Annotated in this window: 16 protein-coding genes and 1 pseudogene; 14 read left to right on the forward strand and 3 right to left on the reverse strand. The window is 54.1% G+C overall.

Annotation, left to right across the window (positions count from 1 at the left end; genetic code table 11):
• Nucleotides 1-78: 78 nt before the first annotated feature.
• The gene (locus HMPREF0494_RS11400; protein ID WP_007124039.1) at nucleotides 79-237 is read left to right on the forward strand and encodes a hypothetical protein; all 159 of its coding nucleotides are present in this window, start codon (nucleotides 79-81) and stop codon (nucleotides 235-237) included.
• 42 nt (nucleotides 238-279) lie between these two features.
• On the opposite strand, the pseudogene HMPREF0494_RS05875 reads toward HMPREF0494_RS11400, so the two are convergent.
• Nucleotides 280-1674: pseudogene (locus tag HMPREF0494_RS05875) on the reverse strand (DUF2252 domain-containing protein).
• Nucleotides 1675-1807: 133 nt separating this feature from the next.
• On the opposite strand from HMPREF0494_RS05875, the gene HMPREF0494_RS05880 reads away from it, so the two are divergent.
• The 3 genes from HMPREF0494_RS05880 to HMPREF0494_RS05890 all read left to right on the forward strand — a co-directional run bounded on the left by HMPREF0494_RS05880 (nucleotide 1808) and on the right by HMPREF0494_RS05890 (nucleotide 5109).
• The gene (locus tag HMPREF0494_RS05880; protein ID WP_225430256.1) at nucleotides 1808-3361 is read left to right on the forward strand and encodes a plasmid pRiA4b ORF-3 family protein; all 1554 of its coding nucleotides are present in this window, start codon (nucleotides 1808-1810) and stop codon (nucleotides 3359-3361) included.
• 66 nt (nucleotides 3362-3427) lie between these two features.
• Nucleotides 3428-4474 (forward strand): zinc-dependent alcohol dehydrogenase family protein, encoded by a 1047-nt coding sequence (locus tag HMPREF0494_RS05885; RefSeq protein ID WP_007124043.1) that lies wholly within the window; start codon nucleotides 3428-3430, stop codon nucleotides 4472-4474.
• A 47-nt stretch (nucleotides 4475-4521) separates the two neighbouring features.
• Nucleotides 4522-5109 carry a peptidylprolyl isomerase gene (locus HMPREF0494_RS05890; RefSeq protein WP_040458852.1) on the forward strand — a complete coding sequence of 196 codons (588 nt, stop codon included), beginning with the start codon at nucleotides 4522-4524 and terminating at the stop codon, nucleotides 5107-5109.
• A gap of 49 nt (nucleotides 5110-5158) precedes the next feature.
• On the opposite strand, the gene HMPREF0494_RS05895 is transcribed toward HMPREF0494_RS05890, so the two are convergent.
• The gene (locus HMPREF0494_RS05895; protein ID WP_007124045.1) at nucleotides 5159-6040 is read right to left on the reverse strand and encodes a LysR substrate-binding domain-containing protein; all 882 of its coding nucleotides are present in this window, start codon (nucleotides 6038-6040) and stop codon (nucleotides 5159-5161) included.
• A gap of 149 nt (nucleotides 6041-6189) precedes the next feature.
• On the opposite strand from HMPREF0494_RS05895, the gene HMPREF0494_RS05900 reads away from it, so the two are divergent.
• The 5 genes from HMPREF0494_RS05900 (at nucleotide 6190) to HMPREF0494_RS05920 (ending at nucleotide 13417) form a co-directional block, all read left to right on the forward strand.
• A complete protein-coding gene (locus tag HMPREF0494_RS05900; RefSeq protein WP_007124046.1) occupies nucleotides 6190-7815 on the forward strand; it encodes a malolactic enzyme in 1626 nt (541 codons plus the stop codon).
• Between the two features lie 315 nt (nucleotides 7816-8130).
• Nucleotides 8131-9519, forward strand: coding sequence for a class II fumarate hydratase (locus HMPREF0494_RS05905; protein WP_007124047.1), 1389 nt, complete (start codon nucleotides 8131-8133; stop codon nucleotides 9517-9519).
• A 22-nt stretch (nucleotides 9520-9541) separates the two neighbouring features.
• Nucleotides 9542-10936, forward strand: a complete 1395-nt coding sequence (locus HMPREF0494_RS05910; RefSeq protein ID WP_007124048.1) for a flavocytochrome c — start codon at nucleotides 9542-9544, stop codon at nucleotides 10934-10936.
• An 84-nt stretch (nucleotides 10937-11020) separates the two neighbouring features.
• Complete coding sequence (locus HMPREF0494_RS05915) at nucleotides 11021-11956, forward strand: L-lactate dehydrogenase (protein WP_007124049.1); 936 nt, start codon at nucleotides 11021-11023, stop codon at nucleotides 11954-11956.
• A 39-nt stretch (nucleotides 11957-11995) separates the two neighbouring features.
• Nucleotides 11996-13417, forward strand: coding sequence for a DASS family sodium-coupled anion symporter (locus tag HMPREF0494_RS05920; RefSeq protein WP_007124050.1), 1422 nt, complete (start codon nucleotides 11996-11998; stop codon nucleotides 13415-13417).
• A 271-nt stretch (nucleotides 13418-13688) separates the two neighbouring features.
• Here HMPREF0494_RS05920 and HMPREF0494_RS05925 read toward each other — a convergent pair whose 3' ends face one another.
• On the reverse strand, nucleotides 13689-14636 hold the full coding sequence (locus HMPREF0494_RS05925; protein WP_007124051.1) for a sugar-binding transcriptional regulator: 948 nt from the start codon (nucleotides 14634-14636) through the stop codon (nucleotides 13689-13691).
• Between the two features lie 153 nt (nucleotides 14637-14789).
• On the opposite strand from HMPREF0494_RS05925, the gene HMPREF0494_RS05930 reads away from it, so the two are divergent.
• The 5 genes from HMPREF0494_RS05930 to citF are packed head-to-tail and all read left to right on the forward strand — an operon-like array spanning nucleotide 14790 to nucleotide 19732.
• Nucleotides 14790-15941 (forward strand): NAD(P)-dependent malic enzyme, encoded by a 1152-nt coding sequence (locus HMPREF0494_RS05930; protein WP_187368712.1) that lies wholly within the window; start codon nucleotides 14790-14792, stop codon nucleotides 15939-15941.
• 18 nt (nucleotides 15942-15959) lie between these two features.
• Nucleotides 15960-17003: a [citrate (pro-3S)-lyase] ligase gene (gene citC, locus HMPREF0494_RS05935; protein WP_007124054.1), complete on the forward strand. Its 1044-nt coding sequence runs from the start codon at nucleotides 15960-15962 to the stop codon at nucleotides 17001-17003.
• Complete coding sequence (gene citD / locus HMPREF0494_RS05940; protein ID WP_007124055.1) at nucleotides 17003-17296, forward strand: citrate lyase acyl carrier protein; 294 nt, start codon at nucleotides 17003-17005, stop codon at nucleotides 17294-17296. The genes citC and citD overlap by 1 nt, the downstream gene beginning before the upstream one ends.
• Before the next feature lie 2 nt (nucleotides 17297-17298).
• The gene (gene citE, locus HMPREF0494_RS05945; RefSeq protein ID WP_040458853.1) at nucleotides 17299-18204 is read left to right on the forward strand and encodes a citrate (pro-3S)-lyase subunit beta; all 906 of its coding nucleotides are present in this window, start codon (nucleotides 17299-17301) and stop codon (nucleotides 18202-18204) included.
• The gene (gene citF / locus HMPREF0494_RS05950) at nucleotides 18194-19732 is read left to right on the forward strand and encodes a citrate lyase subunit alpha (RefSeq protein ID WP_007124057.1); all 1539 of its coding nucleotides are present in this window, start codon (nucleotides 18194-18196) and stop codon (nucleotides 19730-19732) included. The genes citE and citF overlap by 11 nt, the downstream gene beginning before the upstream one ends.
• The last annotated feature ends 39 nt before the right edge of the window (nucleotides 19733-19771 follow it).

Genomic DNA, 19771 nt, shown 5'->3' on the forward strand with positions numbered 1-19771 from the left:
AACATTTACTTAACATTTTACCACATTTTTCCTAGTGTGATGATCGGTGCGGTAAAATGAAATCGAGGTGATCAGAAAATGAAATCTAATTGGTGGCCGCGCTTTAAGGCCAGCTTCCACCGCAACTTTATGGACTTTTTGAAAATTTTTGCGGCGGAGGACGAATTTATCAATAAGCATAAGCGCAAGAGCAGTATGATTAGCGAGCAGGACCGCTATGGTAAGGATAAAGACTAACCGCCAGCCATTGAAGTCGCAATGGCTGGCGGCTAGTTTAACCTACTTTTGCTGGTGAGGATGGAGCGCCTGCTTAAAGGCCTGGTAGTCTTTACGAACCTGGTTGACGTACTGCAACGACCAGTCGGCCAGGCCCTCATCAAGGACTTTCTGGTGCTTGAGGTAGCCGCGGATGAGCGGTGAAGTGGGGCTTTGGGAATGGGCCATGGCAAGGAGGAGGGCGCAGACCTGGCAGTAGAGCTGGAAGCTGTCCAGGTCGAGCTTGCTGACGTTGATCGATTCCTTCATGTCGCGGAACTGGCGAACGTAGTAGCTGCGGCCGCCAAACCGGGTGCTAGCCAGGAAGGGGTCGGAACTCGACTGGAGGACCCGCTGGGCCGTGACGATCCGCCGCCCGGCTCGGATCCCGTTGTGGATTGCTTCCTGCACCTGCAGGCTGAGCAGGTTGTAGCGGAGGGGAAGGGCCTCCTTGACTTGGAGGACAATGTGGCTCCCGTCCAGCCCGGTCAGCATGATTAGGTAGCAGCGGGTCCCAAAGCTGCCCACCCCGACACTGTACCGGATAATATCGGAGATGTGGAAGTTGGCCAAAAAGACCCGGACATCTTCACGGGCGTTTTGCCGGTAAAAGTTATAGCCAGCGACCACCTGCTGGTAGAGCAGGGGGCCGAGGTGTTTGGCCCGCGGCGGGTTGTCCTTAAAGACGAGCTGGCCATGCTCGTTGGTCGTCCCCATCTTTTGAACGATTTCCTCGGAATTGCTGTGCTGGCTCTTCTTCATAATTTTTTCAAGCCGGTAGTTCATTTCGGAATTGCCGTCCCCGAGAGCGTTAATGGTATTGACCATGTCGTTAATTTCAAAGGAAGAGTAAAAGGTTTCGGACAAAGTCATCCGGTTGGCCCGTTTGATGGCATGGCGGTAAGTCTTGGTCGTTAGTTCAAGCAGCTCCTTGAGGGCGGTGCGGTCAAAGCCATTTTCCTCGCCTACTAGTTCGGCGCTGACCAAGAGCCGCTTGAGGTCACTTTCCCAGTTGCCAATCCGCGATTCATCAAAGTCGTTGAGGCCAAAGAGCAGCTGCCGTTCTGGCGAGGCGTAGAAGCCAAAGTTATTGACGTGGGCATCCCCGCTGATGACGATCGGGATATTGCTTTGGTGCTGCTATTTTAGATCGCGCTCCATTAGTTCCGCGGTACCCCGGAAAAAGGAAAAGGGGCTGGCAATCATTCGTTCGTGGCGCAGGGGCAGCAGCTCGGGAATCATTTTAGACTCGGTCATCATAATCGCGGCAACTGGGTCCCGTTTAACGGGGACAAAGGTACTCAGGTCATGGCTGCTGGTTTCCTGCTGGAGCTTGCGGCCGGTCTGCTCCAGCTCCTGCTTGCTCTGGTGGAGTTGGAGCTGCTTTAAGTCAAAGATGTCTAAACTAGGCGTGGTCATAAGCGGACTTCCTTTCTGAAATAACGGGGGTTAGTAATTCTCATTTTAGCTTTTCCATTAATTTTGTAAACAATATTTGTCTTGATAATGTTTATCTGCCACAATAAGGGTAACTATGGAAAAGGAGCTGGTAATGGTGATTATTGCAGTCGACAATTTGCTTGCCCAACACCTGCACGTCAACACACGGGCACGGTTCAAGGGCCAGCTGGGCAGTGCACAGAACTGGTCAGTCCGGGTGACGGGTGATTTCATGATTATTATGAATAATCAACTGGCCCTTCCCGTAATCGTGCGCCACCCCCAGCGCTTTAATGATTCCCGCTCGTTCATGGCGGCGTTTAAACGCCAGTTTTTGGCATTGCTGGAACTGGCCCCGATTCCCCACGCCAAAATCAGCCTGATTAGGAACGCCCAGTTTGCCACCGTGAGCTTTGAAAACGGCATTAACCGGGAGGCGGACCGCTACCTCCAGAACTATGCCAACTTATTAAATGACCATAACGGGGTAATTGACTGGAGCAAGCAGCCCAGCAACGCTGAACTGGCCCTGCAGCTTGCCGAGGAAACCTGGAAGAAGGATCCAGTATCGGGGGAACGGCTGCCGATTATGGACTTCTTTGAAGACTACGCGATGATGAACTTCCACCTGCCGGCGCACCCCAACTTTAATGAACACAACCGGGCCTACCTTTACCGCTCTTCATCTTTAAACGACATTATGAACGCGGTGGCCGTTAACCAGCAGTTCTTGACGGACTACCGCCGCTTGCTCGACCGCCACGGCAAAAGTGACCAAATCATTGACCGGGACGTTGACGTGGCCGCGGACTACTGCTCACTTTGCGAGGCTAACGGGATCTCACCCCTAGATGACCTGGCCCTGCCTTACTACTACCTCCTCCACTATAACGAACGGCAGGACGAAAATATTTCCGACACGGCTTTGAAGGGGATTGCCACGGGGCTTCGCGAGTTTGCGCGCTTCATGCGGTCCCAGCACCTGTTTAACGACGACGATTTCAGCCAGTTTAACCAGGCGGTGGCCCAGGGCTGGGACGCCCTCCACTCGCAACGGCGGACCTACCGCCTTCGCCAGCTGTTCCGCCGGCTTCAATTGCAGTTTGACCGGCAGCAGCAAAACGTCCGGCGGCCCCTGGACATGGCCCGGCAGACCTTCCACGTGCGGGTCGAGCTAGCTGACTACCGGCCGCAAATGTGGCGGGAGTTTGAAGTCAGCGGCGATACCCGCCTGGATAAGTTCTGCTTTCAGGTCCTTACCCTCTTTAACGCCCGGGGCAACCACCTCTTTGACCTCTGGGCCGGGAAGACGGGGTACCAGCTGCCGTTTTTAGACAGCGGCTACGAGGAAACAGCTAGCTTGACGAAGCACTGGCTGGGTGAATTTCAGCCCGGTGACCAGCTGATCCTTAACTATGACTTTGGCGATTCCTGGAAGTTTACAATCCAGCTCCAGGCAGCGGCGGGGCGGCCCCGCCGTTCGAATGGTGACCGTGCTACGCTGCTGGCGGGCTTTGGCCGTGGGATCATTGAGGACATCGGTGGGCCCAGCGGCCTGACCCAAGCCGCTAAGGATGACTTGACGGTCAATCAGCCGCTTGATGTTGCCACGGTTCAGGAAGACTGGGGTCCGGCGATTGCCGCCCTCCAGCGGCACTACGAATAGGGGCTTAACACAGCCGGCCAGTGGGGTACAATGAGGTTAACTTGGTTATGAAAGAGAGCGTTAACGATGACAGAACAAAACGAAACGATTCCGGAAACGATGCGGGCGTGGGCCGTGACAACACCCGGTCCGCTCAATGGTGATCCCGCCCCGCTTAAACTGGTGGAAAAACCGGTCCCAACGCCTGGCCGCGGGGAAGTGCTGGTTAAGGTCTTAACCTGCGGGGTTTGCCATACTGACTTGCACGTCACGGAGGGGGACCTGCCGGTTCACCGGGAGCACGTTACCCCGGGGCACGAAATTGTCGGCCGGGTGGTTGCCCAGGGGCCGGAAACGCAGCGGTTTGCCCTGGGTGATCGAATCGGGATTCCCTGGTTCCGACACGCCTGCGGGGTCTGCAAGTTTTGCCGGTCCGGCCATGAGAACTTGTGCCCGCACTCCGTTTACACGGGCTGGGACCACGATGGCGGTTATGCCGAGTACGTTACCGTTCCGGAGGGTTTTGCCTACCGGATTCCCGAACGGTTTGATTCCTTAACCGCAGCACCGTTACTGTGTGCGGGGATCATCGGTTACCGGGCCTTTGAACGGGCGAACGTTCCTGCCGGCGGCCGGCTAGGCCTGTATGGCTTTGGCGGGTCGGCCCACATTACCGCCCAGATTGCCCTGGCCCAGGGAATCGAAGTTCATGTTTTCACCCGGGGTCGGGATGCCCAGCAGTTTGCCCTGGAGCTGGGCTGTGCATCGGCGCAGGGGGCCTATGATCCGTCACCAGTCCCGCTGGATTCGTCAATCATGTTTGCCCCGGTCGGTGACATGGTTCTGCCGGCGCTGGCGAGTCTCGTTCCCGGCGGTACCTTGGCGTTGGCGGGAATTCATATGTCGGACGTCCCGACGATGAATTACCAGGACTACCTCTTCCACGAAAAGACCCTGACCAGTGTGGAAAGCAACACGCGGCGTGACGGGGAAGAATTTCTGACCCTGGCGGACCGCTTGGATATTGAACCGGCCTTGACGGAATACCCGTTTGAACGGGCGGACCAGGCGCTCAGACACGTTAAAGGAGGCAACATCAAGGGGGCCTGTGTATTGCGGGTTAGCCGCGACTAAGGATCCGTTAAGGCAATGACTATTAAACAGAGAAATGAGGAATGAAAATGGATTATCCACAACTTGATTTAGCGAAGGCGGAAGGCCCCAAGGCAACGATTAAGACTAGCTTAGGGGACGTTAAGGTCCAGCTCTTTGCCAAATTAGCACCGAAGACGGTCAAAAATTTCGTTGAACTAGCGAAAAAGGGCTACTACAACGGGGTGCTCTTCCACCGGGTGATCCCCGACTTTATGATCCAGGGTGGTGACCCTACCGGGACCGGCCGCGGCGGCGAGAGTATTTACGGTAAGGCCTTTGAGGATGAATTTAGCGACCAGCTCTTTAACTTCAACGGGGCCCTGTCGATGGCCAATGCCGGTCCGAATACGAACGGCAGCCAGTTCTTTATCGTGTCCGCAAGCCGGGTTCCAGCGAATATGCTGGAGCAGATGAAGCTGGTCGGCTACCCGCAAGAGATCATTGACCACTACAAGGAAACCGGCGGGACACCGTGGCTGGACCACCGGCACACCGTCTTTGGCCAGGTGATTTCCGGGATGGAGATTGTTGAAAAGATCAGCAAGGTCGACCGGGACGGCATGGATAAGCCAAAGGAAGACGTTGTGATGAACAAAGTTACAATTGAAGAATGATTAGAACACCCCCAAATGCTTCTTGTCGGCATTTGGGGGTGTTTTCAGATTAGTTTGCCTGCCTAGTTAACAATTGCCAGAGTTTCTGCTGGTCAGCGGAGAGGACCGCCGTTTCCCGGGTGGCGAGCGAAAGGCGGAAGGTGGGCTGCTCATCATCGGTGATGCTGAGGGCCGCAAGGTCGTCAGTCGGGGTGATCGCCAGCTGGGTCAGAAACGAGATTCCCAGGTTTTCCGCCACCATTGCCTTGATGACGTGGATGTCGGGCGTCCGGAAGAGAACCCGTGGCCGGAAGTGGGCATTATGGCACATCTGCTTGAAGGCTTGCTCGTGGAAAAACTCGCTTCCCGGGACGATGAAGTTTTCATCCTTAAGGTCGGCGAAACGCACTTGCCGCTGCTTAGCTAAGGGGTGGTTTTTGCCGACGATAACCTTAAAGGGGTAGCGGGCAAATTCCTGGGTATGCAGGCGGTCCTGACGGAGGGCCGTCAGCGAACCGAGCAGGGCGATGTCGAGCTGGCCCTGCTTCAGCATCCGGAGCAGCTCCTTGGAGCCGTGTTCGTAGGTGTCGAGGCGGGACATTAATTTGGCCCGCATCAGGGTCGGGGTCAGTGGCGGAAAGTAGTAGTTACCGATGATCGGCGGCAGGCCGAAGCGGATCCGGGTCGACTGGGTGCGGGCAATTTCTTCGCGGGCTACCCGTAATTCATTTAAGATGACCGTGACGTGGTTGGCGAATTGCTGGCCCGCAGGCGTGATGTGCAGCTGCTTATGAACGTGGTCACGGATAAAGAAGGCACTGCCAAAGGACTTTTCTAACCGCTGGATGGCCATTGTGATGGTCGGCTTGCTAACTTGGAAGTGGCTGGCCACCTGAGAAAAATTTTGGTATTCGACCAATTTTTGGTAGTATTCAAGATCCTTGATTTTCATTTATAAATCCCCCTAGATCAGTAATCGAAGCCTGGTATATCAACTTTATTGATAGTATAGCACAAGTTTGACTATCCATTATCCGTCCGCTTAAGATGGGGACAATTGATTGCAAGGACGAAGGATGAAAGAGGGAAAGTGACGTAACTATGCGCAAGGGAATGCAAATCTTAAATGACCCGTTTAAAAATAAGGGGACGGCGTTTACGATGGCGGAACGCCGGGAACTGGGCCTTCTGGGGCTCCTACCGACCCACGTGCGGACGATTGAAGAGCAGGCGGCGGAAACCTACGCCCTGTACCAGTCCAAAACGGCGGGAATTGAAAAGCGCCACCTGCTGATGGAAATTTTCAATACTAACCGAACCCTGTTCTTCTACCTGATGAAGCAGCACATTACTGAATTCATGCCCGTGGTTTACGACCCGGTAATTGCTGAATCTATCGAACAGTATGATGAACGCTACCTGCGGCCCCAGGATGCCGCCTACCTGGACGTCAACCATCCCGAGGACATCGAAGAGGAGCTGCGTGCCGCTGCGGACGGCCGCGACATTCGGCTGATCGTGGTTACCGACGCGGAGGGGATCCTGGGCATCGGCGACTGGGGAGTCAACGGGGTCGACATCTCGGTCGGCAAGCTGATGGTCTACACCGCTGCCGCTGGAATTGACCCGGCCCAGGTCCTGCCGGTATCGATTGATGCCGGGACTGACAACCAGCAGCTGCTAGATGACCCGAACTACCTGGGCAACCGTCAGCACCGGATTCACGGCGAGCGGTACTTTGCCTTTATCGACCGCTTCGTTGACCGGGTAGAAGCCCTCTTTCCAAAGAGCCTGCTCCACTTTGAGGACTTTGGCCGGGGGACCGCCGCCAAAATCTTGGATAAGTACCAGGAGCGGATTTTGACCTTTAATGATGATATTCAGGGAACCGGCATCATCGCCCTCGCAGGGGTCCTGGGCGCCATGAACATCTCTAAGGAAAAACTGACCGACCAGACCTTCTTGACCTTTGGCGCTGGTACTGCCGGCATGGGAATTGCCAAGATGCTGTATGAGGAGCTGGTCCGGCAGGGGATGGACCCTGCTGAAGCCAAGCGGCGCTTTTACCTGGTTGATAAACAGGGACTGCTCTTTGAAGACACCCCGGGCCTGACCCCGAAGCAGCAGCCCTTTACTCGGCGCCGGGCCGAATTTGCGAATGCGGGCCAGCTGACCGACCTGCTTTCGGTGGTCAAGGCGGTCCACCCGACGGTCATGATCGGAACTTCAACCCAGCCAGGGGCCTTTACTGAGGAGGTCGTCCGCGAGCTGGCGGCCCACGCCAAGCGTCCGGTGATTTTCCCGCTGTCGAACCCGACTAAGCTGGCCGAGGCCAAGGCCGCCGACCTCCTAAAGTGGACTGACGGCCGGGCCCTGGTTGCGACCGGGATCCCCGCGGGAACTGTTAACTACGGGGACGTTGACTACCAAATCGGTCAGGCCAATAACGCCCTGATTTACCCGGGCGTCGGTTTCGGGGCCCTGGCCGCCCAGGCTAAGGTGCTGAATGACGAGATGATTGCCGCGGCGGCCCATGCCTTAAGCGGCATTGTTGACCCTGACCAGCCGGGCGCCGCGGTGCTGCCACCGGTGGAGAAGCTGGCGGACTTCTCCAAGCGGGTCGCGATAACGGTTGCCCAGTCCGCAATCGACCAGGGGTTAGCTGGCAAAGGAATTACTGATGCCCAGCAGGCCGTGGAGCAAATGACCTGGGAAGCTAAGTATTAAAATGGCCGTCATGGTAATGAGCACTTACCGGTTAATTTGTTGATTTAGCTTGTGAAAGTGAACTTAAACAATTAAAATGCCGTAACAACTTTTTGGAGTTTAGCGGCATTTTTTTGTTTTAAATGGCTTGTGAAAAAATCACGGTGCCTAAATGAAAAGGCTATCATAACGGTAATTACGCTTAATTCTATAAGTGAATTTTATTAAATGTTAGAGGTTTGACTATTGCAACGGCGATGAGTTAGGATAGTTGCGTAATGATGTGTAAATTTTCACAAGTTGTTATTGTGTGATAATCCATTGGAGGTTTTTATTATGTCTGATTACCGAACAGAAGAAGATACTTTAGGCCCAGTTAAAATCCCCGCAAGTGCGTTATGGGGACCGCAAACGGAACGGAGCCGGAACAACTTCCCAACTGGTCAGTATATGCCACTGGCAATCATTCGTGCTTTACTGAACATTAAGAAGGCCGCGGCCCAGGCGAACATGGAAACCAACGCAATCTCTGCCGACAAGGGGAACCTGATTGTGCAGGCAATTGATGAACTGCTCGCGTTGAGCGACGAAGATTTGCGCAAGGACTTCCCATTAAAGGTTTACCAAACCGGTTCCGGGACGCAAACCAACATGAACACCAACGAAGTCGTAGCCCACAAGGCGCACGAAATCAACTCGGACATCGAAATCCTGCCAAACGACGATGTCAACAAGGGCCAGAGTTCCAACGATACCTTCCCAACCGCAATGAACGTGGTGGCCTTGGAAGCCCTGGACAACTTAAAGCCCGCCGTTCAACACCTGATCGACGAGTTAAAGCTGAAGCAGGACAAGTACTGGAAGACGGTTAAGGTTGGCCGGACCCACCTGCAGGATGCCGTCCCGTTGACGTTCGGTCAGGAAGTGTCCGGTTACGTAGCCGCTCTGGAACACGACTTGGACTACATCAAGACCTTGGAACCAACCCTGAACGAACTGGCCATCGGGGGAACCGCCGTTGGTACCGGCCTGAACGCCGCCGAAGGGATGCCGGAAAAGATCGCCGAAAAGCTGTCCGAAGTTTACGGCTTGAAGCTGACCGCCAAGAGCAACAAGTTCTACGGCCTGGCTAACCACTCCGGCTTGGACGTGGTTCACGGCGCCTTGAAGACCTTGGCCGCGGATATGTTCAAGATTGCCCAGGATATCCGCTTCCTGGCTTCTGGCCCGCGGGCCGGCTACGGTGAATTAAACATTCCGGCTAACGAACCGGGTTCATCGATCATGCCGGGGAAGGTTAACCCAACCCAGGCGGAAGCCGTTACGATGGCCGCTATCCGGGTCTTCGGTAACGACACCGTGGTTACGATGGCCTCATCCCAGGGTAACTTTGAAATGAACGTCTACAAGCCGGTCTTGATCGATGCCTTCCTGGAATCTGCTGACCTGCTGGCCGGAACCATCACCGGCTTCGCCGACCGTTGCGTTGCTGGTCTGACCGTCAACGAACAACGGATGGCCGAACTGGTTGACAACTCCCTAATGACAGTTACCGCACTGTCACCACACATTGGCTACCACGACAGCGCCAAGATTGCCCAAGCCGCTGACAAGGCGGGCAGCACACTGAAGGAAGCAGCCCTGAAGTCCGGCAAGGTGACTGAAGAACAGTACGATGAGTGGATGGATATGCTGAAGATGACTAACGTTGATCGTGAAGACTAATTAAAAAGGAGATCAATTAATAATGGCAGAAAAATTTCAACCATTATCAGTTAGCAAGCTGGATGACAGCTATGATGCCGTGATTATCGGCTCTGGCGGAACCGGCCTGGCCGCCGCCATTCAGGCCCACGAGCTGGGCCTGAAGGTGGCCGTGCTGGAAAAGGAAGAAGAACTGGGTGGGAACACCAACCGGGCCTCTTCCGGGATGAACGCCGCCGAAACCAACGTCCAGCTGCACCACGGGGTGATCGACAATGTCGGTGATTTCTACCGTGAAACCTACAAGGATGGTGGCCGGCTCAACGATAAGGACATGCTGGGCTACTTCGTCTACCATACCGCGCCAGCAATTGACTGGCTGGCCGACCACGACATCAAGCTCGACGACATCACCGTTACCGGGGGGATGTCCAAGAAGCGGACCCACCGGCCGGCAAGCATGGCCCCAATTGGCGGCTTCCTGGTCAACAGCCTGCTTGAAGTGGTGGCGAAGGAAAACATTCCGGTCTTTAACCGGACCAAGGTTATCAAGCTTTTGCAGACTGATGATGGCCGGGTTAACGGGGTTGAGGTTAAATCCGGCGACCTTACTAAGCGGGTTAATGCTAAGGCGGTAATCCTAGCAACTGGTGGTTTCGGTGCTTCTAAGGAGTACATTGAGCGCTTCCGTCCTGACCTCAAGGATTACAAGACGACTAACCAGCCGGGAGCAACCGGGGATGGTCTGAAGTTAGCTGAAAACGTCGGTGCCGAGCTGATGCAGATGAACCTGGTTCAGGTCCACCCAACTGTCCAGCAGGACAACCCCCATGTTTACCTGATTGGGGAAGCCGTTCGGGGTGAAGGAGCCATCCTGGTTAACGCTGACGGGCAGCGGTTCGTGAATGAGCTGAACACCCGGAAGATCGTTTCCAACGCTATCACTGCTTTACCAGAACACAGTGCTTATCTGATTTTTGATCAGGGCATTCGTGACCGTGCTAAGGCCATTGAGTTCTACGACAAGGTGGGCTTAGTTGTTCATGGTGATACGATTGAAGACTTGGTAGGCAAACTGAAGATGGATCCAGCAACCTTGAAACAGACAGTTACGACTTGGAACCAAGCCGTAGAAAATCACGATGATACCGAGTTCCACCGGACAACCGGGATGGACCGGGGAATCACTAAGCCAGGCTTCTTCGCTATCCACATTGCTCCGGCTATCCACTACACGATGGGCGGAATCCACATCACACCGAAGACTCAGGTGCTGGACGGCAACGGTGACATCATTAAGGGTCTCTTTGCTGCAGGTGAAGTTGCTGGTGGCCTGCACGGGAACAACCGGGTCGGTGGCAATTCGATCGCCGAAACGATTGTCTTTGGCCGGCAGGCCGGCCAGCAGGTGACCTTGTACGCCCGCGGCCTCAAGTAGGCGTTTAAATTAACATTTGACTGGCATCGGTAACGGTGCCGGTGGCAAGCAATTATTTTAACCTTATTCAGGGAGGAATTTGATATGATTAAACATCGCCACAAGGTTCTCCTGGTCGGTGATGGTGCGGTCGGTTCGTCGTTTGCGTACTCACTGCTGCAAACGACGCAGGAAGTTGATGAACTGGTAATTGTCGACCTTAACAAGGAAAAGGCAACCGGGGACGCGATGGACCTGCAAGACATTACACCGTTAGAGTCACCAACGATTATCCGTGCCGGTGAATACGCGGACGCCAGTGACGCGGACGTGGCCGTGATTACCGCCGGGGTTCCCCGTAAGCCGGGCGAAACCCGTTTGGACCTGGTCAACAAGAACGCCAAGATTTTATCAACGATCGTTAAGCCAATCGTCGACAGTGGTTTCCACGGGATCTTCGTGGTTTCCAGCAACCCGGTTGATATTTTGACGACGCTGACCCAGCGGATTTCCGGTTTCCCGAAGGAGCGGGTCATCGGGACGGGGACGTCACTGGATAGTGCCCGCCTGAACGTGATCCTGGCAGAAAAGCTGGATGTTCCGGTCAGCGAGATTGATGCTCACATCATGGGCGAACATGGGGATACGTCCTTTGCGGCCTTTGATGAAGCAACGGTTAACGGGCAGCCGCTGAAGGAAGTTGCCGACTTCTCAGCAACTAACTATGCCGGGATTGAGGAAATGGTTAAGGAACGGGGCGGTAAGATTATTGCCCGCAAGGGAGCAACCTTCTACGGGGTTGCCAAGTGCCTGGCTTACATCGTCAAGGCGATCTTGGAAAATCGTAACGTCACCCTGCCAATTTCCGCACCCTTAAATGGTGAATACGGTGTTTCTGACTTGTACCTGGGGGTCCCAGCGGTGATTAACACCAGTGGGATCGTCAAGGTTATCGAACATGACCTGTCTGCAGAAGAGAGTAAGAAGATGGCGCACTCAGCTGCCAAGATGAAGGAAGTTCTTGACGGCGTGGAGCTGTAAATTAGAGGAAATATTTAATAGTTAAAGAGGAATTGAAAGATGGAATTATCAAAGTTTAAAACTAAGGCCTGGGCCTGGACACTCGCCATTGGTTTAATCCTGTGGTTCTGTGGTCCAATTCGGCCAGATGGCGTTTCGTTAGCTGCTTGGCATATGTTTGCCATTTTTGTTGCCACAATCGTCGGCTGTATCACTCAGCCGCTACCAATCGCCGGAACGACCCTGGTTGGGTTTACGGTGATGGTGTTGGTCGGTCTTGCACCGATGAAGGGGGCCTTGACCGCCTTCAGCAATTCGTCTGCTTGGCTGATTGCAATGGCCTTCATGCTTTCCCGGGGCTTTATCAAGACTGGCCTGGGTCGGCGGATTGCCCTGGTGTTCGTACGGAGTTTCGGTCACCGGAGCCTCGGCTTGGCCTACTCAATCATGGGAATTGACCTGGTAACTTCACCAGCCATCCCATCCAACACTGCCCGTGCCGGTGGGGTTGTTTACCCAATCGTAAAGTCACTGGCGGAAACTTACGGGTCTGACCCAAAGAAGGGAACCCGGAAGAAGATCGGTTCATTCCTGGTTTTCTCTGAATTCCACAGTAACCTGATTACTTCCGCAACCTTCATGACGGCCATGGCACCAAACCTGGTTATCGTGGCCTTAGCGAAGACCTTGCACATTAACATTACCTGGTTGGGCTGGTTTGTGGCCGGGGTTGTTCCAAGTATTATTTGTTTGATCGCTACGCCATACATCATCTACAAGATGTACCCGCCGGAGGTAAAGGAAACGCCGAACGCCAAGCAATGGGCCAACGACGAGCTGGGCAAGATGGGGAAGATGAAGATTTCTGAAAAGCTGATGGGCTTAATCTTCATCCTGACCCTGGTTCTCTGGATGCTGACCAGCTTTATTCCGGCAATTGACGCGACCTTTGTGGCCTTCTTGGCAATTTCCCTGTTACTGGTAACCGGGGTTCTTGATACCAAAGATGTTCTGCACGAAACTGGTGCTTGGAACGTATTGATTTGGCTGTCCGTCCTGGTTTACATGGCCGGTCAGCTGGCCAAGCTCGGCTTTATCAAGTGGTTCTCTAGTTCCATCGGTTCAGCCCTTCACGGCATTAGCTGGGTTTGGGTCCTGGCAGTCTTAATGATCGTCTACTTCTACGCGCACTACTTCTTTGCTAGTGCCACTGCCCACGTTACTGCGATGTACGCAGCCTTCGTATCCGTTGCGGTTGCCGCCGGTGCTCCTGCAATGTTAACGGCAATGCTGTTGGCCTTCACTTCCGCATTCATGAGTTCTACTACTCACTATGCTAACGGGCCAGCCTCCGTGCTGTCATCTTCAGGCTACGTTACCCAGTCCGAATGGTGGAAGATGAACTTCGTCATGGGGATTTTCTACCTCTTGGTATACGGAATTATCGGCACCCTGTGGATGAAGGTTATTGGCCTCTGGTAATAAGTTAATTGAATAGTTTGCTACTGAAAGAGTTGGATTGGTAAGTTGCCTTTTTGAATCATTCACTAGTAATCAAAAAAAGAGGCTGGGAGAGAACTTTGTTTTCTCACCAGCCTCATGTTAGTTCTTAACTATTACAAAGATAACGTGGAAAATAACCACAAGGCTAGTGTCTAACTACGAACGCTAGCCGGCCCGTGCCGTGCCAACTATCGTTCTAGGTTAGCCATACGCCTTGTCGAGGAGGTTATTTCCCACTCCTTTTTAAATCCTAAATTCCTAAGGCATCGGTAATTCGCAGGGCGACCGACTCGGTCAGAATCATGTCGGTGAAGAGCTTCCCCTCCAAAGCACCACGCGCCGCTTGAAACTTTGACTTCCGCTGGACGATGGCGAGCCGCCGGGGAACCTGTATGATCTGGTCGAGGGGGATGGAGAGGGTCTTGTCGTTTTCCGGGGACACTAGGAACCGGCCGTGCAGGTCGTAGGGCCGGCCAAACGCCATCCCGGCAATCTTTCCCAGGTCAACCCCGGGGAAGATCCGGGCGGTATTTTCCTGCCAGGCCGGGATGCTGTTGATCGACTGACGGGTGCCAAGCCCGCAGATAATGATGTCCATCCGGCTGGCGGCCGCAAACGCTGCGGTAAAGGCTGGCTCGTGGTAGAGGGCGGTCCGGGCCTGGTCATTGATAACGTAGAGGGGTCCCGGAATTGTCTGGTAGGGAACGTCGTACTTCGCCGCGGCCTTTTGAACCATCCGCATCGAAGCGGCCGAGGAGTGGTAGCGCATATTTTCGCCCATAAACTGGGTAAAGGTCAGCTGACTGGCGGTCTGCTTGTTGAAGTGGTCAAGCATCGTGTAGATGGTTTCACCCCAGGTCAGCCCGACTGTATGGCAGTTCCTAATCAATGACTGAACCTGGTTGGCCGCAAAGGTCGCGATGATTTGGTCGCGGTCCTGGGGGTTGGTTGGGTCCTTGATCACAATGAGGTTTTTGATTTTGAAATGCTGCTGGAGGATGCGCTCCAGTTTGGCGTTCCGATCAAAGTTCGTGTGGATATTAATGCTGACGATTCCCGAAGCCAGTGCTTCGTCAAGGTATTTCATGATGAGGTAGCGGCTGAGCTGGTACTTTTTCGAGATGTCACTGATGGCCATCTTGCTCAGGTAGTAGTCCTGTGCGAGGCTGGCCAGGAGCTGACGATGTGCTGCATCCATGGATTATTCACCTGCTTTGTTAAAAGTTTGCTACTGTTGATTATAGCATTTAATTTCACCCAGACTTTTTTGAAATGTTTTAAAATTTCCGCTTATATTTACAACATTTAAAAAAGATAGTACACTAGGCCTAGTGATTGGAGGATGCTAATAATGAAAGACGAAGAAGTATTATCACTTCACGCGAAACACCGCGGGGTGCTTGCCATCTCACCAGAATTCGCGGTACACAATAAGCAGGAACTCGGGGAAGCATACACGCCGGGCGTGGCGATTATTTCAAAGCTGATTGAACGCTACCCGGAATTAAAGGATAAGTACACGCTGAGCGGTAAGCTGGTGGCGTTAGTTACCGACGGTTCCGCGGTGCTGGGCTTGGGCAATATCGGGCCGGCCGGGGGCTTGCCAATCGTCGAGGGCAAGGCACTTCTGTATAAAGACCTCTCTGGGGTCAACGCCCTGCCGCTGACAATTGCGCAGGTTTCACCGGACGAAGTCGTTAATACTTTGAAGAATATGCAGGCGTCCTTCGCCGGCTTCCACCTTGAGGACATTGCCGCCCCGCGCTGCTTTGAAATCGAGGAAAAACTATCCCAACTGGTCGACATCCCCGTTTATCACGATGACCAGGAGGGGACGGCCATTGTCGTTCTGGCGGGCCTGATCAACGCCGCTAAAGTGGTGGGCAAGGGGCTGGCCAGCTTGAAGGTCGTCATCAACGGGGTCGGTGCTTCGGGTGTTGCGACCGCCCGCCTGCTCTTCGCGGCTGGGATTAAAAACATCAGCTTTGTTGACATTCACGGTCCGGTCCACGCGGACAGCACGGAATATAACCACTACCAGACGGACCTGGTCAAGCAGAGCAGCGACCAGACCCGCTACGCGAACCTGGACGAGGCTGTCCGGGGTCGCGACGTCTTCATCGGCCTATCCGACGCCGACGTTCTGAGTGCCGACCAGGTTCAGCAGATGGCAGATAACCCGATTATCTTTGCCTTGGCCAACCCAAAGCCGGAAATTGACCCGGCCGTGGCCCATGAGGCGGGGGTTCAGGTGATGGCAACCGGTTCGAGCCAGTACCCGAACCAGGTTAACAACATCCTAGTCTTCCCGGGCCTCTACAAGGGCCTGCTGGCAACCGACCTGAACAAGGTGGACTTTGGCCTGGAGAAGGCGGTTGCCCAGGGAATTGCCAAGCTAGTGCCTGAACCGACGGCTGATCGCTTCGTCCCGGGGGTCTTTGATGACGGGGTAGTTGACGCGGTTGCGCAGGCAGTTAAAGATTATGCCGCCAATAAGCAGTAATTAAAAAGGAGGAAGGGTATGCAGGTCCGTGAAAGCAACATTCACATCAAGCGCAACTTTGCCAAGTGGCAGGCCTTTCTCAAAAAGACGGGAATTACCGAGTTTTCGCCAAAGGAAACCCAGCAGGTTGAGCGGACCTTCGTCTGGGAAGCGGACGGCGAGATCATGGCGACCGGTTCGATTGCCGGCAGGGTCTTGAAATACATCGCGGTTTGTTCCAAAGTGAAGGGTCATGGCGAAACCTTTAATCAGCTGGTCAGCAAGCTGGTGAGCGAGGCGGCAACGATGGGTCGCTTCCACCTCTTCGTCTTTACCAAACCCCAGTACGTTCAGAGCTTCGGCTTTGTTGGCTTTCACGCCCTGGCGGTGGTTGACGACGGGGCCATCATGGAAAGCGGGACTCCGGACGTTCACGACTACATCCAGGACCTGCCCCACTTTGCCGACCAGGACGATAGTCAAATTGCTGGTATCGTGATGAATGCCAACCCCTTTACCAACGGCCACCGCTACTTGGTGGAGCAAGCCAGCAAGGAAAACGACCACGTCTACGTCTTCGTGGTCAGCCAGGAAGCCTCCCTCTTCACCGCTTCGGAACGTTACCAGCTGGTTCAAGCGGGATGTGCCGACTTGGACAACGTGACGGTGGTTCCTGGCGGGGATTACATGGTTTCCTACGCCACCTTTCCGGCCTATTTCCTTAAAGACGACCAAAACGTGGCCCACTTTCAGGCCGCTTTGGACGCCACCCTCTTTAAGGAGCAGATTGCCGCGCCGTTAAACATCACGCGGCGCTACGTCGGCAGCGAGCCGTTCTCGCCGACAACTGATATTTATAATCAAGAGTTAACTAGGGTTCTACCACCTGAGGTTGAGGTCAAAGTCCTGGACCGGGCCGCTAATGCCGACCAGGACGTGATTTCAGCCACGAAGGTACGAGCAGCGATTGCTAACGATGAATTAGCGGTGGTGCAAAAGTATGTCCCACAAACGACGCGCTCATTTATTCAAAATCACTGGTCTGATCTCAGAGCACGCATTAAGGAAGGAAGTTTAGAATAATGGAGATTAAGAAGACTGCACTGGCAGGAACTTTGGAATCATCCGATATCCAAATCACCCTGAGCAAGGGCGACAACGGAATTAATATCGACCTGGATTCCTCAGTGGAGGAGCTGTACGGCGACCAAATTCGCACGGTCATCACCGAGACGCTGCACGCCTATGGAATTGACAATGCCAACGTCAAGGCCGTTGACAAGGGGGCCTTGGACTGTGTTGTGAAGGCCCGGACGATGGCGGCCGCACAACGGGCTCTGGAAACTACAGATCAACCAGACTGGGAGGTATTTTAATAATGGAAGAACGTTTACGTCGGACCATGATGTTTGTTCCGGGGAACAACGCCGGAATGGTTAAGGATGCTGGGATTTACGGTGCGGACTCCATTATGTTCGACCTGGAAGACTCTGTTTCCATGTCAGAAAAGGATGCTGCCCGGATGCTGGTTTACGAAGCATTGCAAACCCAGGACTACGGCGACTCCGAATTGGTTGTCCGGGTCAACGGGCTTGACACGCCATACTTTAAGAACGATGTTTACGCCATGGTTAAGGCCGGAATCGAAGTTGTCCGCCTGCCAAAGGTTGAATCCGCTCAAATGATGCTCGACCTGGTTAAGGTGGTCGAAGAAGCGGAAAAGAAGTTTGGCCGCGAACCCGGCTCGACCCACGTCATGGCCGCCATCGAAAGCGCGAAGGGTGTTTTAAACGCCCCAGAAATCGCCGCAAGTACCGACCGGATGATTGGCCTGGCCCTGTCTGCCGAAGACTACACGACGGACATGAAGACCCACCGGTACCCAGACGGCGCGGAACTGGAATTTGCCCGGAACATGATCCTGCACGCGGCCCGGGCTGCGGGGATTGCGGCCTTCGATACCGTCTTCACCAACATGAATGACGTGGAAGGCTTCCAGCGGGAAACTGAGCACATCCACGAACTCGGCTTCGACGGCAAGTCCCTCGTTAACCCACGGCAAATCGACTGGGTCAACAAGGTTTACGAGCCAACCAAGAAGGAAATCGAAAACGCGCTGGACGTGGAAGCGGCGATTGAAGAAGCCCACCAGAAGGGTTCCGGTGTTATTTCCATGAACGGTCAAATGGTTGACCGTCCAGTTGTTCTGCGGGCCCAACGGGTAATCCGCTTAGCCAAGGCTTCCAACCTGATTAACGAGGAGGGTGAATACATTGAAAAATAGTGTCGGTCGTGAAATCTCAGACGAAATCTTAAATTCAACTAACTACAAACCATTTGAAAGCACTGAAATCGGCCACCCAACGGTTCACTACACGGGCCACGACGTCCGCGTCACCAAGGGGGATGACAAGCTGGTCGACTCCTTAGACCAGGTCATCAAGGACAACCTGAAGGACGGGATGACGATTTCATTCCACCACCACTTCCGGAACGGGGACTACGTCTTTAACATGGTGATGGACAAGATCATCAAGATGGGCTACAAGGACCTGACCCTGGCTCCATCTTCTTTGACCGGGGTAATGAACGACAAGGTGGTTGAAGCCATTAAGGCCGGCACCATCACTAATATTACCAGCTCCGGGATGCGGGGCAGCCTTGGTGAAGCCGTTTCCCACGGTCTCTTGAAGAACCCGGTCATCTTCCGTTCCCACGGTAACCGTGCGCGGTCCATCGAAAACGGCAACATCAAAATTGACGTGGCCTTCCTGGGTGTTCCGAACTCTGACCGGATGGGGAACGCCAACGGGATGAACGGCGAATCCGCCCTTGGTTCCCTGGGTTACGCCCTCGTGGACGCCCAGTACGCCAACAAGGTGGTTCTCCTGACCGATACCATCGCCGACTACCCGAACACGCCTGCTTCAATTAAACAGACCCAGGTCGACTACGTCGTGAAGGTTGACAAGGTCGGAGATCCAGACCGGATCGGCAGCGGGGCGACCCGTTTTACTAAGGACCCGAAGGAATTGAAGATTGCCAAGATGGTTAACGACGTGATCGTTAACTCACCTTACTTCAAGAACGGCTTCTCCTTCCAGACTGGTACTGGTGGTGCTTCACTGGCCGTTACCCGTTACCTGCGTCAATCTATGCTGGACAACGACGTTACGGCTGCCTTCACTTGCGGGGGGACGACTTCACCAATCGTCAAGCTGCTTGAAGAAGGTCTGGTTAAGCGGGTTATGGACGTGCAAGACTTTGACAAAGGGGCTGCTTCCAGCATGAAGTCTAACCCTGGCCAAATCGAAATTGACGGTTCCTGGTACGCCGACCCTGACAACAAGGGTGCCATGGTTGACCAACTGGACGTTGCCATCCTGTCTGCCCTGGAAATCGACACCAAGTTCAACGTTAACGTGCTGACTGGTTCCAACGGGGTTATCCGGGGTGCCGTTGGTGGCCACCAGGACGCTGGGACTGCCAAGATGACGATCATCTCCGCTCCGCTGACTCGGGGCCGGATTGCTACCGTTGTTCCTGCCGTTAACTCCATCACTACGCCGGGTTCATCCATTGACGTCCTGGTTACTGAAGTCGGAGTGGCCGTTAACCCGGCACGGAAGGACCTAATTGAAGCCTTCAAGAAGGCACCAAGCATTCCGCTGGTTTCAATCGACGAACTGCAAAAGCGGGCCGAAGGGATCGTTGGCAAGCCAAAGCCAATCGAATACACCGACCGGACCGTCGCCCTGGTTGAATACCGAGATGGGACTTTGATTGACGAAGTAAAGCAGATTAAAGACTAATTTTAAGAATTGATAAAACGGGTGCGGTTACATGGAATC

The sequence above is a fragment of the Limosilactobacillus antri DSM 16041 genome (genome assembly GCF_000160835.1).
In the GTDB taxonomy this organism is placed as follows: domain Bacteria; phylum Bacillota; class Bacilli; order Lactobacillales; family Lactobacillaceae; genus Limosilactobacillus; species Limosilactobacillus antri.

Excerpts from the sequence above, each read along its gene's own strand:
- HMPREF0494_RS11400 (WP_007124039.1), top strand. The coding sequence starts at position 79 with ATGAAATCTAATTGGTGGCCGCGCTTTAAGGCCAGCTTCCACCGCAAC.
- HMPREF0494_RS05880 (WP_225430256.1), top strand. The coding sequence starts at position 1,808 with ATGGTGATTATTGCAGTCGACAATTTGCTTGCCCAACACCTGCACGTC.
- HMPREF0494_RS05885 (WP_007124043.1), top strand. The coding sequence starts at position 3,428 with ATGACAGAACAAAACGAAACGATTCCGGAAACGATGCGGGCGTGGGCC.
- HMPREF0494_RS05890 (WP_040458852.1), top strand. The coding sequence starts at position 4,522 with ATGGATTATCCACAACTTGATTTAGCGAAGGCGGAAGGCCCCAAGGCA.
- HMPREF0494_RS05895 (WP_007124045.1), bottom strand. The coding sequence starts at position 6,040 with ATGAAAATCAAGGATCTTGAATACTACCAAAAATTGGTCGAATACCAA.
- HMPREF0494_RS05900 (WP_007124046.1), top strand. The coding sequence starts at position 6,190 with ATGCGCAAGGGAATGCAAATCTTAAATGACCCGTTTAAAAATAAGGGG.
- HMPREF0494_RS05905 (WP_007124047.1), top strand. The coding sequence starts at position 8,131 with ATGTCTGATTACCGAACAGAAGAAGATACTTTAGGCCCAGTTAAAATC.
- HMPREF0494_RS05910 (WP_007124048.1), top strand. The coding sequence starts at position 9,542 with ATGGCAGAAAAATTTCAACCATTATCAGTTAGCAAGCTGGATGACAGC.
- HMPREF0494_RS05915 (WP_007124049.1), top strand. The coding sequence starts at position 11,021 with ATGATTAAACATCGCCACAAGGTTCTCCTGGTCGGTGATGGTGCGGTC.
- HMPREF0494_RS05920 (WP_007124050.1), top strand. The coding sequence starts at position 11,996 with ATGGAATTATCAAAGTTTAAAACTAAGGCCTGGGCCTGGACACTCGCC.
- HMPREF0494_RS05925 (WP_007124051.1), bottom strand. The coding sequence starts at position 14,636 with ATGGATGCAGCACATCGTCAGCTCCTGGCCAGCCTCGCACAGGACTAC.
- HMPREF0494_RS05930 (WP_187368712.1), top strand. The coding sequence starts at position 14,790 with ATGAAAGACGAAGAAGTATTATCACTTCACGCGAAACACCGCGGGGTG.
- citC (WP_007124054.1), top strand. The coding sequence starts at position 15,960 with ATGCAGGTCCGTGAAAGCAACATTCACATCAAGCGCAACTTTGCCAAG.
- citD (WP_007124055.1), top strand. The coding sequence starts at position 17,003 with ATGGAGATTAAGAAGACTGCACTGGCAGGAACTTTGGAATCATCCGAT.
- citE (WP_040458853.1), top strand. The coding sequence starts at position 17,299 with ATGGAAGAACGTTTACGTCGGACCATGATGTTTGTTCCGGGGAACAAC.